Annotated in this window: 14 protein-coding genes; 8 read left to right on the plus strand and 6 right to left on the minus strand. The window is 35.7% G+C overall.

Features of this window, described 5'->3' with window-relative positions:
• The first annotated feature begins 56 nt into the window (after positions 1 to 56).
• A complete protein-coding gene (locus I5M07_RS05275; protein ID WP_200105179.1) occupies positions 57 to 1,253 on the plus strand; it encodes a PepSY-associated TM helix domain-containing protein in 1,197 nt (398 codons plus the stop codon).
• A gap of 9 nt (positions 1,254 to 1,262) precedes the next feature.
• The gene (locus I5M07_RS05280) at positions 1,263 to 2,381 is read left to right on the plus strand and encodes an alpha/beta hydrolase (RefSeq protein ID WP_200105180.1); all 1,119 of its coding nucleotides are present in this window, start codon (positions 1,263 to 1,265) and stop codon (positions 2,379 to 2,381) included.
• Here the strand turns inward: I5M07_RS05280 and I5M07_RS05285 are convergent.
• Positions 2,378 to 3,544, minus strand: coding sequence for an MFS transporter (locus I5M07_RS05285; RefSeq protein ID WP_200105181.1), 1,167 nt, complete (start codon positions 3,542 to 3,544; stop codon positions 2,378 to 2,380). The two genes, I5M07_RS05280 and I5M07_RS05285, sit on opposite strands and share 4 nt — an antisense overlap.
• A 92-nt stretch (positions 3,545 to 3,636) precedes the next feature.
• Here I5M07_RS05285 and I5M07_RS05290 point away from each other — a divergent pair, with 92 nt between their 5' ends.
• The 6 genes from I5M07_RS05290 to I5M07_RS05315 all read left to right on the plus strand — a co-directional run bounded on the left by I5M07_RS05290 (position 3,637) and on the right by I5M07_RS05315 (position 10,517).
• Entirely contained in the window at positions 3,637 to 4,491 is an 855-nt protein-coding gene (locus tag I5M07_RS05290) for an AraC family transcriptional regulator (protein ID WP_200105182.1), read from the plus strand.
• Positions 4,492 to 4,656: 165 nt separating this feature from the next.
• A complete protein-coding gene (locus I5M07_RS05295; RefSeq protein ID WP_200105183.1) occupies positions 4,657 to 6,177 on the plus strand; it encodes an ankyrin repeat domain-containing protein in 1,521 nt (506 codons plus the stop codon).
• A 1-nt stretch (position 6,178) separates the two neighbouring features.
• Positions 6,179 to 6,661 carry a DUF2271 domain-containing protein gene (locus I5M07_RS05300; protein ID WP_200105184.1) on the plus strand — a complete coding sequence of 161 codons (483 nt, stop codon included), beginning with the start codon at positions 6,179 to 6,181 and terminating at the stop codon, positions 6,659 to 6,661.
• Between the two features lie 15 nt (positions 6,662 to 6,676).
• On the plus strand, positions 6,677 to 8,851 hold the full coding sequence (locus I5M07_RS05305; protein WP_200105185.1) for a PepSY domain-containing protein: 2,175 nt from the start codon (positions 6,677 to 6,679) through the stop codon (positions 8,849 to 8,851).
• 49 nt (positions 8,852 to 8,900) lie between these two features.
• Positions 8,901 to 9,902, plus strand: coding sequence for an FAD:protein FMN transferase (locus tag I5M07_RS05310; RefSeq protein WP_233621961.1), 1,002 nt, complete (start codon positions 8,901 to 8,903; stop codon positions 9,900 to 9,902).
• Positions 9,903 to 9,962: 60 nt separating this feature from the next.
• Positions 9,963 to 10,517, plus strand: a complete 555-nt coding sequence (locus tag I5M07_RS05315) for a DUF4256 domain-containing protein (RefSeq protein ID WP_200105186.1) — start codon at positions 9,963 to 9,965, stop codon at positions 10,515 to 10,517.
• A gap of 91 nt (positions 10,518 to 10,608) precedes the next feature.
• Here I5M07_RS05315 and uxuA read toward each other — a convergent pair whose 3' ends face one another.
• From uxuA to I5M07_RS05340, 5 genes are read right to left on the minus strand one after another with little or no spacing between them, the layout of a single operon-like run.
• Positions 10,609 to 11,763 carry a mannonate dehydratase gene (gene uxuA, locus I5M07_RS05320; RefSeq protein WP_200105187.1) on the minus strand — a complete coding sequence of 385 codons (1,155 nt, stop codon included), beginning with the start codon at positions 11,761 to 11,763 and terminating at the stop codon, positions 10,609 to 10,611.
• Between the two features lie 28 nt (positions 11,764 to 11,791).
• The gene (locus tag I5M07_RS05325) at positions 11,792 to 12,610 is read right to left on the minus strand and encodes an SDR family oxidoreductase (protein ID WP_200105188.1); all 819 of its coding nucleotides are present in this window, start codon (positions 12,608 to 12,610) and stop codon (positions 11,792 to 11,794) included.
• A 33-nt stretch (positions 12,611 to 12,643) separates the two neighbouring features.
• A complete protein-coding gene (locus I5M07_RS05330) occupies positions 12,644 to 13,231 on the minus strand; it encodes a LutC/YkgG family protein (protein WP_200105189.1) in 588 nt (195 codons plus the stop codon).
• The gene (locus I5M07_RS05335) at positions 13,224 to 14,624 is read right to left on the minus strand and encodes a lactate utilization protein B (protein ID WP_200105190.1); all 1,401 of its coding nucleotides are present in this window, start codon (positions 14,622 to 14,624) and stop codon (positions 13,224 to 13,226) included. Before I5M07_RS05335 ends, I5M07_RS05330 begins: the two co-directional genes overlap by 8 nt.
• Positions 14,625 to 14,636: 12 nt before the next feature.
• Positions 14,637 to 16,010: a glycoside hydrolase family 28 protein gene (locus I5M07_RS05340; RefSeq protein WP_200105191.1), complete on the minus strand. Its 1,374-nt coding sequence runs from the start codon at positions 16,008 to 16,010 to the stop codon at positions 14,637 to 14,639.
• Between the last annotated feature and the right edge of the window lie 2 nt (positions 16,011 to 16,012).

The following is a 16,012-nucleotide window of genomic DNA, read 5'->3' on the forward strand; positions in this document are numbered from 1 at the left end:
TAATTAGTAACTGCCGGGTTTTAGAAGTCCCTATCTAAAACTCGGTATTTTTTATCATGGAAACTGCAAGCCTTTCAATTACCAAGCCCATTCCGCCTAAAAAAACAAGACCCAATAAGAACCCGAAAACAAAAAGTCGTGGTAGTAAGCTCAACGCATGGTTGCATTTATGGCTCGGCTTATCATCTGGCATCATTGTTTTTATCGTATCACTCACTGGGGTGATTTTTGTATTTTGTGATGATATTATTGATATTATATCGTACAAAGCTTGGTATGTTCCCGATATTAAAGAACAGCGACTTTCGCCCGAAGAATTAATTACTCATTTTAAAGAGCAATTTCCTGAAAGAACACCTTTTTCCTATATTCACTACCGAGACCCTGAACGCACGGTAAAAATTGCATCCGAAACTGAAAATCGTGAGTTTCAATTTTCCTGGATGGATCCGTATACCGGAAAGATTTTAGATTCGAATCAAGCCTATGACTTCTTTTATGTTATTGCTCACATTCATAGCGGTCATATCCCTTTTGGTGCTATTGGAAATCTTATTGTAGAAATTGCCGTTTGGCTCTTTTTTATTGAACTCATCACCGGACTAATTTTGTGGTGGCCCAAAAAATGGAACAAAACTACTCGTAAACAAAGCTTCACCATCAAAACCGGAAGTAGTTTTAAGCGACTTAACTATGATTTACACAATGTTCCCGGCTTTTATAGTCTGATTCCGGCTTTACTCATAACCATAACTGGATTAATTATTGTAAACAAACCGCTTCAAAAAAGCACCCATCATATATTTGACGGAACACCAGCTGCTTTCCGAAAAATTAGAGAACTCGCACCCGAATATGATAAAACCAAAAAATGGACTTCGATACAGCCCATCATTACCGATTTATTTAAAAAAAATGCCTCTGCCGAACAAGTAAAAATGTCGATTCCGGAAAAAGATAGCGCAACCACTTACATGGCTATTGCTGCTAAAAACATTGGACTAAAAGGGCTGCATGATGGAAAAGTTTATTTAATTAATCGTTATGACGGAAATGCAATTCCAATTCCAAATAAACTTTTAAATGGTTTGAGCATAGACAATACGAACATGAACTTGCACATTGGTTTTTGGTACGGATGGTGGGGCAAATGTCTTACTTTTTTAGTTGGATTAGTTTGCACTTGCTTGCCCATAACTGGATTTATAATTTGGTACGGTCGCCGGAAAAAAAACAAAAAAACAAACGCTTAAAAAAATATAATGACAACACGTTTTTTAATACAAACACTATTTCTGATTCTCTTTTCGTTTATTTCAAACGCACAAGACAGCATTAACATTGGTAGTATACACAAAATTCCGTCCAAAATTCTAAACGAAGAAAGAACTATTTGGGTTTATTTGCCAGCCGATTATAACAACACAAAATACCAACCTGCACGTTATCCTGTTGCCTATTTGTTAGATGCCGAAAGTAATTTTCATTCGTTTACTGGAATTATACAGAATTTAGCAAAAGGACCTTATTCTCGCATTCCTCAAATGATTGTAGTAGGCATTTGCAATACCGATCGCACCCGAGATTTAACACCAACCGAAGCCAATAAACAAGCCTTTTTTAGCAAAAATCGAAAAAAAGCGCAGGCCACAGGCGGCAACGAAAATTTTATTGCTTTTTTAGAAAAAGAACTTCGCCCTTATATCGATTCAAAATTCAGAACATCGGGGTATAATTTGTTAAATGGTCACTCCTTTGGAGGATTAACCGCTACCAATATTCTTTTAAACCATAGCTCGTTATTTAATGCTTATGTGATAATTGACCCTAGTTTATGGTGGGATAACGAATTGCTCAATAAACAAGCGGATAGTATTTTTACTTCGAAGGACTTTGAAAAAAGAAACATTTACGTAGCCATGGCTAACAAAAGAGCCATTCCGCAAGACACCACTACCGATATGGCGAGAGGTATTGAAAAATTTAAACTTTTACTGGAAACCAAAAAACCGCAAAATTTGCGTTGGGGTTTTCATTTTTACGAAAACGAAGATCATGGTACCATTCCTATTCCGGCCGAATATGATGGTTTGCGTTTCATTTTTAAAAATCATTTAGTCGAAGTAAAGCAGGCTGCTCACGAAAGTGAATTGGTCACACAACAATTCCAAAAACTTTCAGCCGATTTAGGATTCCCTTTTCAACCTTCTGAAAGTTATTTAGATTGGATGGGCAATTATTGCTTGGATACGGAAAGACCCCAACTGGCCATTCCTTTTTTTGAACTGATTGAGAAAACGTATAACAAAAGCAAATCGGGCGTTATCGGATTGCAAAAAGCCAATGCCGAACTAAGCAAAAAACCAAAATCCGATCGTTAAGCATTTTCAAATTTTACTTTTCCTTGAGTCAATCGAATAAAAAGTACGGTTAACCCCATGCCGACCAACGCCATTCCAATTCCTACTAAGTTTGGCGAAGCATAACTCATTCCGGCCGACAAAGGCAATCCGCCCAAAAAAGCCCCCAAAGCATTCCCAATGTTAAAACTACCCTGTAAAGCGGCCGAAGCTAACATTTCAGCATCTTTGGCCGTTCGAATCATTAACATTTGTATGGGTGCAATCACCGAAAAGGATACCGCACCTGTGGTAAATGTTAAAAATAAGGAGATATACGAATTGGCCGAGAAAAAATAAACCAATCCCAAATCGATTACCATTACAAACAACAGTAATAAAACTGTAGGCGCAGGTGAAAATCGATCGGCTAATTTTCCGCCTAAAAAATTCCCCACTACCATTCCGAGTCCTGCTAAAATGAGGATAGAAGAAACTTCTTCGGGTTCAAAATTAGAGATGTGAATCAACAATGGCGCAATGTAACTAATCCAGGCAAACAAACCACCAAAACCAATAGCCGTGATGCTAAAAATAAGCCAAGGTTCTTTCTTTTTAAAAAATTGCAATTGCTGTTTTAAGTTGATTTTTTCGGCTTTTTCTAAATTAGGTAACCATAAATAAATCATTAAAAACGTTAATAATCCGACCATCGCAATTAAAATAAACGTATAACGCCAAATAAAATGATGCCCGATATAGGTACCAATAGGCACTCCTATTAAATTGGCTAAAGTCAGTCCCGAAAACATCATGGCAATGGATTGCGCTTCTTTCCCTTTTTCCGCCAAACGACTTGCCACTACAGCTCCTACTCCAAAAAAAGCGCCATGCGGTAATCCGGACAACAAACGCGAAGCAAATAAAAAATTATAATTAGGGGCAATAATAGACAAGGCATTAAAAACCGTTAACATTAAAGCCAACAAGAGTAGCATTTTTTTTGGAGGCTGATTGCGTCCTGCCACCACCAACAAAGGAGCTCCAATCACTACGCCTAAAGCGTAAGCCGAAATTAAATATCCAGCAACCGGGATACTAACTTTTAAATCGGAAGCAATATCAGGCAACAAGCCCATCATCACAAATTCGGTAATGCCAATGGTTAATCCACCAAAAGCAAGCGCTATCAAACTTTTTTTCATATAATAGGAGTTCTATATTTAGTCGACAAAGTTACGGTTACTAACTAGCTGAAAATTTGTATTTTTGTTACATAAACTTGTAAATTTACTACATGCCTAAATTAAAACAATTCGAAACCCTTTTGATTGATGAATTCGAAGAAGACCAATTTCATCTTCCGCCGCATTCGCATACCTATTACGAAATTATTTACATTAAAAAAGGAAGTGGTATTCATCATATTAACAACAATTTATTGCCTTACAAACAAGGCAATTTATTTGTGATTTCGCCCGAAGACCAACATTACTTTGACATCAAAAGGCATACGCAATTTGTCTACATCAAGTTCACCGATAACTATTTCAACTCCAATAAAAACTTATCCTGCGACGATTTATTAGTCAATTCGCCCGAAGATTTCATGCGCGATCAACTTTTAAAAGAAACCGTTTTGCATTTTGATGAACCTTGCAAAACCATTTTAAAAAATACCATCGACAACATTACGGCATACAACTGCAAAGCCGATATAACGCACTCCCCCATTGTTTTTTATCAAATTCTTTCCATTTTTGGTTTGATAAAAGAAACGATTCGCTGCATGAATTTGCGTACACCCTCCAAGAACGCGAACAACGAACAAATTGCCAGTTATATCCATCAAAATATTTATTATCCAAAATTGGTACAGATTAAAGTCATTTCGAATCATTTTAACATTGCCGAAAGTTATTTTAGTTCTTATTTCAAACGGACTTTTTCTATAAGTTACCGTGAATACATTCATAATTTAAGGCTGAGTTTACTCGAAAAACGATTTCAAAATAAACAATTGTCTATCAAACAAATAGTAGACGAATTTGGCTTTACCGATGAAAGTCATTTGTCTAATTATTTCAAAAAAAGAAAACATATTAATCCGACTCATTTTCAAAAAAACGTGCTTCTTAAACTAGATTCGTAACGCTTCTATTCACAGAAAAAGAATTATTTGTGTTTTAACTTACATTTCATAAAGAGACAATTGGTATAGTGTATAATATTTCTATATTTGCATTTATTTTTATTTATTCTAAATAGATTTGAAAAAACGCTATAACTTTTTACCAAACACCTTTTATTCTATATCATGAAAAAAAAGCTTTTTCTTTCGTTTGCTTTAGCGGCTAGTGTATGGCTGAATGCGCAACAAAAAAACACCCTTCTTAATCCGAATTTCTGGAAAAACGCACCCGATGTTACAGCGGTTAAAGCCGAAATAGCGAAAGGAAACAACCCATCCGAATCGAATGATCGTTCGTTTGATGCGGTAGTTTATGCTATTAATAACGATGCGCCTAACGAAACCATCAAATTTTTATTGGATCAACCGGGCAATTCGGTAAACAAATCCACACACGATAATCGAATTTACTTACACTGGGCAGCTTACAAAGGCAATGCCGAAATTGTAAATTATTTGATCGATAAGGGATCTGATGTTAATTTAGAAGACAGTCACGCTACCACTCCCATAACTTTTGCTGCTGGCGTTGGACAAACTAATACGGAAGTTTATGATGCTTTATTTAAAGCTGGAATCAATCCGAAACACAAATACCGAAACCGAAACGGTGCTAATTTATTACACTTGGCCATTGCTAGCGATAAAGACTTAAAAATAACCAATTACCTTATTACAAAAGGGTTATCTTTAAAAGATACCGATAATGATGGTAATACCGTTTTGGATTATGCGGCTAAATCTGGCGATTTGGCGTTTTTAAAAACCTTAGCTTCTAAAGGAGTTAAATTCACGGATAACGCTATTATTTTTGCAGCCGAAGGTTCACGTCGTGACGCAGCAAGTTTGGAAGTCTACCGTTATTTGGTGGAAGAAGCAAAACTCAATCCTAAAGTAACCAATAAAGAAGGCGCAACTGTTTTGCATCTTGTTGCCAACAAACCAAAACAAACCGAAGTAATCAATTATTTTATTAGCAAAGGTGTTGATGTAAACAAAGCCGATAATTCGGGTACAACGGCCTTAATGGCGGCAGCTACAAGTAGAGATACCGAGGCTTTGGAGTTGTTTATTTCGAAAACGAAAGACATCAATACACAAAACATCAAAGGAGAATCAGCCTTAACGATGGCGGTAAAATCGGGATCACCTAAATCGGTAGAACTTTTATTAAACACCAAAGCCAACAGTCAAATTTTAGACAAAGAAGGCTATAATTTAGGGTACTATTTAATTCAATCGTATCGTCCACAAATGGGAGGAAGAGGTCCAGAAAACAATGAAGGTCCAAAAGTAGACCCATTTGAAGCTAAAAGTGATTTGTTGCAAAAAAGCGGACTCGATTTGGCAGCAGCTCAAAAAGACGGAAGTACTTTGTATCATTTTGCAGTAGTAAAAAACGACCTCAATTTGGTCAAAAAATTACAACCTTTACAAATTGATGTTAATTCAAAAAACACCGATGGGTTGACAGCATTACACAAAGCGGCTATGGTTTCTAACGATGACCAACTGTTGAAATACCTACTTTCGATTGGAGCACAAAAAGAAACCAAAACCGAGTTTGACGAAACCGCCTACGCGTTAGCCAAAGAAAACGAAACCCTAACCAAACAAAACGTATCTGTAGAATTTTTAAAATCATAAAATGAAATCAATTTCAAAATTAGCCACTGTAACTATTCTTTTTTTATTCGTTACTATTTCCACATTTGCGCAAAGCAGCAAATACAAATGCATGTTGCAAATGGCCAATTACACGGGTGAAGGAGCCTACATCGTAGTCTCACTAATAGATGCAAAAGGCACTTACGAAAAGACCCTTTATGTGATGGGCGATGATAAAAAATGGTACAATAGCTTGAAAGAATGGCATAAATTTCAAACAAAAAAACCAAGTAATTTAAGTGCTATTACTGGTGCTTCCGTAACGGGTGGCGACCGTAGCATTACAACTTTCGAAATTGAAAATGCTAAAATCAATAACGGATACAAATTGCGATTTGAATCAGCTGTAGAAGACCAAAAATACCATGTAACCGATGTCGAATTACCACTTACTACAGAAGCTTTGGCTGCCAAAACAGACGGTAAAGGATACATTCGTTATGTACGTTTTAGTAAATTATAATATAAAATTCTCTAAATGACTCTTTCTTTTTGGCGTTATTTACACTTAGCCTTGGCGGTGTTTTCTTCTGTATTTTTATTCTTAGCGGCTACCACCGGAATTATTTTGGCAGTCGATGCCGTTTGCGAGAAAACACCACCATATAAAGTGGGTCATTTTGATACTATTACCCTTCAGGAAAGCCTTCCTAACTTACGCAAAATATATCCCGAAATTACCGAGCTAAGCATCGATCACAATCAATTTGTAACCTTGCAAGCTATTGATAAAGAAGGAAACGATGTTCATGCTTATATTGATCCTACTACCGGAAAAATTTTAGGCAAAGCATCAAAAAAATCCAATTTTATTCAATGGATTACCAGTTTACACCGCTCTTTATTTTTACATGAAACTGGCCGCATCTTAATCGGAATTAATTCGTTTATTTTGGTTTTAATTGCCTTAACTGGACTCGTTTTAGTAGTGAAAAGGCAAAAGGGAATTCGGAAATTCTTTTCTAAAATTGTCAAGGACTATTTTGCACAATATTACCATGTTGTTTTGGGTCGAATCGCCTTGGTTCCCATTTTAATCATTGCGCTTTCAGGAACGTATTTATCTTTGAATCGATTCCAAGCTTTCGATTCGAAAGAAACTAAAAAAGCACCTGTTGAAGCCACTTCCGATTCAAAATTTGATTTTAAAAACACGCCTTTATCCGAGGTTAAAAAAATTGAATTTCCGTTTTCAGATGACGAAGAAGATTTTTACATTTTTGAACTGAACGACCGCAAAATCGAGGTCAATCAATATTCATACGAAATTTTAAAAAACGAGCCTTATGCTACTTCAGCGCTTTTATCGGAACTGAGTTTGGATTTGCATACGGGTCGCGCTAATATGGCTTGGGCATTCATTTTAGCTTTGGCCAGCGCAAACATTCTCTTTTTTATTTACTCCGGATTTGCTATGACGTTTAAACGTCGCGCGGTACGTATAAAAAACAAATTTAAAGCAACCGAAAGCAAACATATTTTATTAGTTGGTTCGGAAAACGGAAGTTCCTTGCGTTTTGCCAATGCCATTTACAAGCAACTTATTGGGCAAGGCGAAACGGCTTTTATTAGCCAAATGAACGAATACCAAAGTTATCCAAAAGCCGAAAATTTAATTGTTTTTAGCTCGACTTATGGTTTGGGCGATGCGCCATCAAATGCCACCAAATTTGAAAACTTAGTCCATCAAATTCCGCAAAATCAAAACATTAACTACAGTGTAGTCGGATTTGGTTCCAAATCATATCCCGATTTTTGTGGTTACGCCAAAAAAATCGACATTGAATTGGCAAATAAAAATTGGGCCAACCGTTTGCTCGACGTGCAAACCGTAAATGATAAATCGGCAGAAGAATTTGTAAATTGGGTAAAACTTTGGAATGCCAAAACCAACTTTTCTTTATCTACCACACCTTCACTTTACAACACGGTTCCGAATAGTTTACAAAAATTCATGGTTGTAAACAAAACAGAAGTTACCGCTAGCGATCAAACTTTTTTAATCACTTTCAAAACCAGTATTGCCTGCCCGTTTACATCGGGAGACTTGTTGGCGATTTATCCGAATAATGACAACCGCGAACGTTTGTATTCGATAGCCAATAACAATGGCATGCTGCAATTGGCCATAAAATTACACCCACATGGTTTGGGATCTGGCTTTTTGCACAATCTGAAAATTGGTGATACCATCAAAGCACGAATTGTAAATAATCCAGCTTTTCATCTTCCTAAAAAAGCCAAAGAAGTGGTACTTATTTCGAATGGAACGGGAATTGCCCCTTTCTTAGGAATGATTGCTCAAAACAAAAAAAACACGCCGATTCATTTGTATAGTGGATTTCGCCAAGAAAATGAAACTACGCTTTACTATCAAAATTTTGCTAACAGAATGTTCCAAAAGAAACGATTGGTTCATTTTCATTTGGCTTTTTCGCGTGAAAAAGACCACCATTATGTTATGGATTTGGTTAAAAGAGACGAAACTTTTTTTGCCAATTTACTCGAAAACGGCGGTCATATTATGATTTGTGGTGCCTTAAAAATGCAGTTTGATGTAGAAAATGTTTTAGATGCTATTTGTTTAGCTCACCACAATAAAACTTTATCCGAATATATAGGCAAAGGTCAAATTTTAACCGATTGTTATTAATATTAGTTTTTAGGTTAAACCAATTTTAAAGCTTGTAAAAAATTATATTTTGAAAAAGAAGTTCATTTTCCTCTTTTGTATTCTTTTTGTTTTACTAACCAATAGTAGCGCAAATGCACAAGTTTTATGTAAAAAATCGGCTCAACTAATGGGTGGTCGATTTGAAATTTCTATTGTAGCGCAAGATTCTATAACAGCACAAAAAAGTATTGATGACATTATTGCCGAAATTAGTCGAATTGAATATTTAATTTCCGATTGGATTACAACAACGCAAATATCGCAAGTCAATCAAAATGCAGGCATACAGCCGGTAAAAGTGGATACTGAAGTTTTTGAACTTACCAAAAGAGCTTTGCATTTTTCTAAAGTAACCGATGGCGCATTTGATATTAGTTTTGCCGCGATGGATCGGATTTGGAAATTTGACGAATCGATGACCGAAATGCCTAGTCCGGAAGCCATCCAAAAATCGGTGGAAAAAGTTGGCTATCAAAAAATCGTATTAGACAGTGTTAATTCGACCGTTTTTTTAAAAGAAAAAGGAATGAAAATAGGATTTGGAGCATTGGGTGAAGGTTATGCTACTCACAAATGCAGAGAGATGATGTTAGCAAAAGGCATTCAGTCGGGTTTAATAAATGCTACAGGTGATATTAGTTCTTGGGGTACCCAACCCAATGGAGAACCTTGGAAAGTTGGTATTACCAATCCGTTTAAAAAACAAAAAATCGTAAAAATTGTAGGCCTAACCAATGGCGCTATCACCACATCTGGCTCTTACGAAAAATTTGTAATCTTTAATGGCAAACGTTATTCTCACATCATCAATCCTAAAACAGGCTATCCGGCCACCGGTTTGTGTAGTGTTACTATTATAGGTCCAAATGCAGAAACTGCAAATAGTTTGAGTACATCTGCTATGGTTTTAGGAAAAGAAAAGGCATTACCATTTCTTAAAAATTATCCACAGTACGATTTCTATATTATCACGGATAAAGGAAAATCGATTCAATCTAAAAACTTCAAAACATATATTCTGAAAAAGTGATTTACAAACATCCATTTCTTTTTATAAATTTATAGTTTGCTAATTACTAAAATATCTAAAATGAAATCACTTTCCGAAAACGAACAAAAAGAATTTTTATCTGTTCTAAAAGTGCGTTTTGAAAAAAACAAACAACGTCATACGGCGATTAATTGGAGCGATGTAGAAGATAAATTAAAAGCCAATCCTGATAAATTATCTAATTTGCTTAAAATGGAAACTACAGATGGTGAACCTGATGTAGTAGCTTATGATCAAACCAAAAACGAGTTTTTATTTTTTGATTGTGTAGCCGAGAGCCCAAAATCAAGACGTAGTTACTGTTATGATAAAGAAGCTTTGGATAAGCGTAAAGAAAATAAGCCCAAAAATAGTGCTGTAGAAGCTGCCAAATCTATAGGAATTGAACTTCTGGATGAAAGTGATTACCGTTTTTTACAAACGTTAGGTACTTTTGATGCCAAAACATCATCGTGGCTACAAACCCCTGAAAACATAAGAAAATTGGGAGGCGCTATATTTGGTGATTTTCGTTTTGATACAGTTTTTGTGTATCATAATGGTGCAGAATCATATTATGCTGCCCGAGGTTTTAGAGGAAAATTGAGTGTATAAAAAGAGTTTAACTACAATGGATTTGACAATATAAAAATGCCCCAAAAGTATGTAACTTTTGAGGCATATTCCTTTTACAGGGGTTTTACTTTTATAACGAACGGATAATTCCTTCTTCTAATCCTCTTAATTCGGCTAATCCTCGAAGGCGACCAATGGCAGAATATCCAGGATTATTCACTTTTCCTAAATCATCTAACATTTGGTGACCATGATCTGGACGGAACGGAATTTCAAGTTGGTGTTTTTGTTGCATTAACAACAACTCTTTTACAACGGCATACATGTCTGTATTACCGTCTAAATGATCGGCTTCAAAAAAGTTTCCTTCTTCGTCAGAACGCACGTTTCTTAAATGAATAAAATGGATTTTATCATCTAATTGCTTTACAATTTCTGGTAAATCATTTTTAGTATTGGCTCCTAAAGATCCTGTGCAAAAACAAATTCCGTTAGACTTATACGGTGCATTTGATAAAATATACTCATAATCTTCCATGCAATTTACGATGCGAGGTAAACCTAAAATATCAAACGGTGGATCGTCTGGATGTATCGCTAATTTTACTCCTACTTCATCAGCAACAGGACAAATTTCATTTAAAAAATAAGTCAAATTGCTACGTAAAACGTCACGGTCAATGTTATCGTATGCTTTTAATGCTTCGCGCATTCCTTCAACAGTCATTTTCTTTTCGCCTGGAATTCCAAACATTACCACATCGGCTAAATCTTGTAAATCTTGAGCCGACATTTTAGAATGTTTATCTTTTGCTTTGGCAACTATATTTTCTGGAAAAGAAGCCGAGGCATTTTCTCTTTGTAAAATATAAATATCAAAAATAGCCAAATCAACCCAATTAAAGTATAAGGCCTCAGAACCATCGGGCATCACGTAATCCAATTGTGTACGAGTCCAATCGTTTACCGGCATGAAATTATAAGTAATCACCGGAATACCACAAGCAGCTACGTTACGAATACTTTGTTTATATTTTTCGATATACTCTTGAAAATTACCACTTCTGGTTTTAATAGATTCATGAACCGTGATACTTTCTACCACATCCCAAGTTAAACCAGCTGCTTCAATTTCAGCTTTTCTTTTATTAATTTCTTCAACTGTCCATACATCTCCATGCGGAACGTGATGTAAAGCAGAAACAATTCCGGTTGCTCCGGATTGTTTTACATAAGGTAAACTAACTGGATCATTTGGTCCGAACCATCTCCAGGTTTGTATCATTCTATACATATCTTTTTTCTAAATAAAATTAAACCCCACTAAAAATGGTAAAACCTCCATCAATAGTAACATTAGAACCCGTTACAAATTTTGAAGCATCACTTAATAACCAAACTAAAGCACCGGATAATTCGTCTGGATTTCCGAAACGTTTATAAGGTGTATTTTTAATAATCAAATTACCTCTTTCGGTTAAACTTCCATCTTCATTAGTTAATAATGTACGATTTTGCTCGGTCAAGAAAAATCCAGGAACGATTCCGTTCATACGAATAGTATCTCCATAACGTCTAGATAATTCTACAGCGAACCATTTGGTATATAAATCTATGGCTGATTTTGCCAAACTATAACCTAAAACTTTGGTAATAGCCTGGACTGGTGCCACTGATGAAATATTAACAATACTACCAGTACCTGCGGTTTCTTGAATGGCTTTTCCAAAAATTTGTGTTGGCAATAAAGTTCCGAATAAATTCAGATTCATCACTTTTTGCAATGCATCCATATTCAAATCAAAAATATCTTGTTCAGGTTGGATAACCGCTTCTGGCATATTTCCACCAGCTGCATTTACCAATCCGTCAATGCGACCGTAAGTAGCCAAAACCAAATCTTTTGCTTTTACTAAATCGGCTTCAATAGTTACGTCGGCAATAAGCGCAATTGCTTTTCCACCATTTGCAATTATGGCATTGGCTCTCTCGTTGGCTACTTTTTCATTTCTACCTAAAACCCCAACTATGGCTCCTGCGGCTGCAATACTATTTACAAAAGCTTCGCCTAAAACTCCTGTAGCGCCAGTAACTACGATTACTTTATCGGTTAAATTAAAATCTGTTTTCAATTTTATTCTTTTAAATTTTTACTATTTCTAAAATTACGCTACAATAAACACTGTTAAACTTCGGGCTCCATGGGCACCTAAAACCAATGATTGTTCAATATCTGCTGTTTTTGATGGACCCGCTATGAAAGTGGCAAAGCCATAATCTAAGTCCCCAATTCGTTCATAAGCATGGTGCATTTTGGGCAAAATATCTTTTTTATTGACAATAATAGCCAAATATTGCGGAATAAAAGTAGCAACCCGTTGTCCCATTATAGCATCGGTAACATAGAGCGAGCTATTTTCTGCCACCCCAAAGTGTGCTTTTACAACCATCAATTCAACATTTTCTAACGAATGCGGATCATCCGTTTTCCAATCTAATTTGGCAATAGAAGCCAACTCCGGCAAAGTAGTTAAAACCCTTTTTTGAATAGCATAATTCGACTGAATGTACTGAATAATTTCCTCGTAATTATTTACTTCAACAGGATTTCCGCCTATTCCTTTTAAAACGGTTTTGTATTGCCCTACAACATCCCCATCAAATGCTTTCAACGGTTCCAAATCTGGAAGTTCGTTAATTTCTTTGGGTTGGTTTTGTTTTATTTTATTTAAAATTGATTCTCTACTACTCATCCTTTTTCCCTTTATTGGCTTTGCCGTTTTTCTTATACCATTCTCTAAACGATTCTTTTGGCACTTCGGGCATTTCGCGGTTATCGTACCATTTGTTCAATTTATTATTTACCACCATTGGAAAATTTTTCATCATAAATCGACCTGTTTTACCAGCTATTTCAAATACGGTTGGATTGGCTAAAACAGTAGTCATCGTTTTCATCGCAATGGTTTTGGATTTTGGCGTATATCCTTCTTTTACCAAAACCTGACGCCATTTGTACAATTGGTCGTGAATGTCAATTTTTACCGGACAAACATTCGTGCAGGAACCACAAAGCGTACTCGCAAATGGTAGATCGGCATTTTTTTTCATGTCTAAATTGGGTGCCAAAATAGAACCAATAGGTCCTGCAACCGCATTGTGATAACTGTGACCGCCACTTCTACGATATACCGGACACGTATTCATACACGCTCCACAGCGAATACATTTTAATGAATTTTTAAATTCTGGTCGCCCTAATTGCACACTTCTTCCGTTATCTACAATTACGATGTGCATTTCTTTTCCTTCTCTTGGTTTTTTAAAATGACTTGAAAAAGTAGTTATCGGTTGTCCTGTAGCACTTCTGGCCAATAATCTTAAAAATACACCTAAGTGTTTACGTTTTGGAACTAATTTTTCAAATCCCATGCTCGCGATATGAACATCGGCTAAATGAGCGCCCATATCGGCATTTCCTTCATTGGTACACACTACGAATTCGCCTGTTTCTGCTACTGCAAAGTTTACCCCCGTTAAAGCCGCTCTACGTGTTAAAAATGTATTACGCAAACTCTGACGGGCCGATTCTGTTAAATATTGCGGATCAATATTCCCTTTTTCGGTTCCTAAATGTTCGTGAAAAGTCTCGCTAACATCTTCTTTTTTGAGGTGAATAGCAGGTAATACAATATGACTTGGTGGTTCTTTACGAAGTTGTACAATGTATTCCCCTAAATCAGAATCAATAACCTCGACACCTCTATCGGCTAAATAATCGTTCAAATGACATTCTTCGGTAAGCATTGATTTTGATTTTACCAATTGCGTTACTTCATGTTTTTTTAAAATGGAATGTACAATTTCATTATGCTCTTTTGCATCGGCTGCCCAATGCACAATTACTCCATTTTTTTTAGCATTTTCCTCAAATTCAACTAAATAATCATGAATATTGGATAATACATTAAATTTTATTTGAGAAGCCGTTTCGCGCAGCAATTCCCACTCTGGAATTTGATGTGCTGAGCGATCTCTTTTTTCACGCACAAACCAAAGTGTTTCATCGTGCCAATTAACACGCTCAACGTTTTTATTAAAAACGGTAGCCGCATCACTATGTTGGATCGTTTTGTCTGAATTCATTTTGTTTTGTTTTTATTCTTTATCCGAAAAATTCGTTACGTTTTCGGTTATATATTTTTGTTCTGTTACCTTTTCCGTTTTAATATTTTTTAGAAAAACATCTTTAACAGGTAATTCTTTCTGACCTAAAATTCGGGCAATGAATTTAACTTCTTTAACATTATAATCTTCTAAATAAATATTCTCGATAGGTGTCAATTTACGGTCAATTGTTGGAACCAAATCACGCCATTGGTATAAAACATCGGTTTCAATTCCTAAAACACCTTGGCCAATTTTTCCGGAAGTAATATTGCTGGTATAAATATTTTTCACATAACCGCCTCTTCGTTCATTGGTTTTAATGAATAACAAATGAAATAATTTGGCTCCCTCTAAAACTTGACAATTGTCTAAAAACACATTCTCGATTCCGCCCGAAAGTTCGCTTCCTAAAGCTAACAATTGATGCCCATTTTTCACCGTTACATTTCGAATAACAATATTTTTTGAAGGTGTGTTCAAATTCCATGCATCAATTCCGCAACCCGATTTTATCGCAATTGCATCATCCCCTTGGTCAAAAAAACAATTTTCAATTAATACATTTTGAGACATTTCGGGATCTACTCCATCGTTATTGTGACCATGTGCATATACCTGAATATTTCTGATCACCACATTTTTAGACAAGAATGGATGAATGGTCCAAAAAGGACTATTGGTAATCTTAACCCCTTCTAACAATACATTTTCACAACGATTGAATTGAATAAAATGCGGACGCAAATTGGCAGTATCATTTACCATTTGACGTTCTTCAACTGGTTTTTGATACGAAGCCGAATAGTATAATCGTTTTAAATTTTCCATGTGAGGTTTAGGCCTTGTGAACCAAGTTTTCCAAACGTCCATTTTCGCTTTTAACTCACCTTCGCCTGTGATTGCTACTTTTTTACAATTGTAAGCGTAAATTAAAGGCGAATAATTATAACATTCATATCCTTCCCAAGTAGAACGAACTGCTGGTAGATAATCTTTAGGATCATCAGAAAATAAAAGAATAGCGTCTTTTTCTAGATGTAGATTCACATTACTTTTCAAATGAACTTTACCGGTAAGCCATTCCCCTTTTGGGATAACTACAATACCACCGCCATTTTTATTGGCTGCATCAATTGCTTTGGCAATTGCTTCAGAAGTAGCTACTTTGTCTTCCTTTTTTGCGCCAAATTTAGTAATCACGAACTTTTTAGCGTTTTGAAAATTCGGAATATAAATACTCGGCATTTCAAATGGAGCGGTAACTTTTACTTCGGTTAATGCAATTTCATTATCTTTTTCCGTAAAAGAAAAAAAACAACTAATTACTAAAACAATACTAAAAAAGCCAAAGAATTTCTTCATTT

It is taken from the genome of Flavobacterium agrisoli, from assembly GCF_016522065.1.
Lineage (GTDB): Bacteria > Bacteroidota > Bacteroidia > Flavobacteriales > Flavobacteriaceae > Flavobacterium > Flavobacterium agrisoli.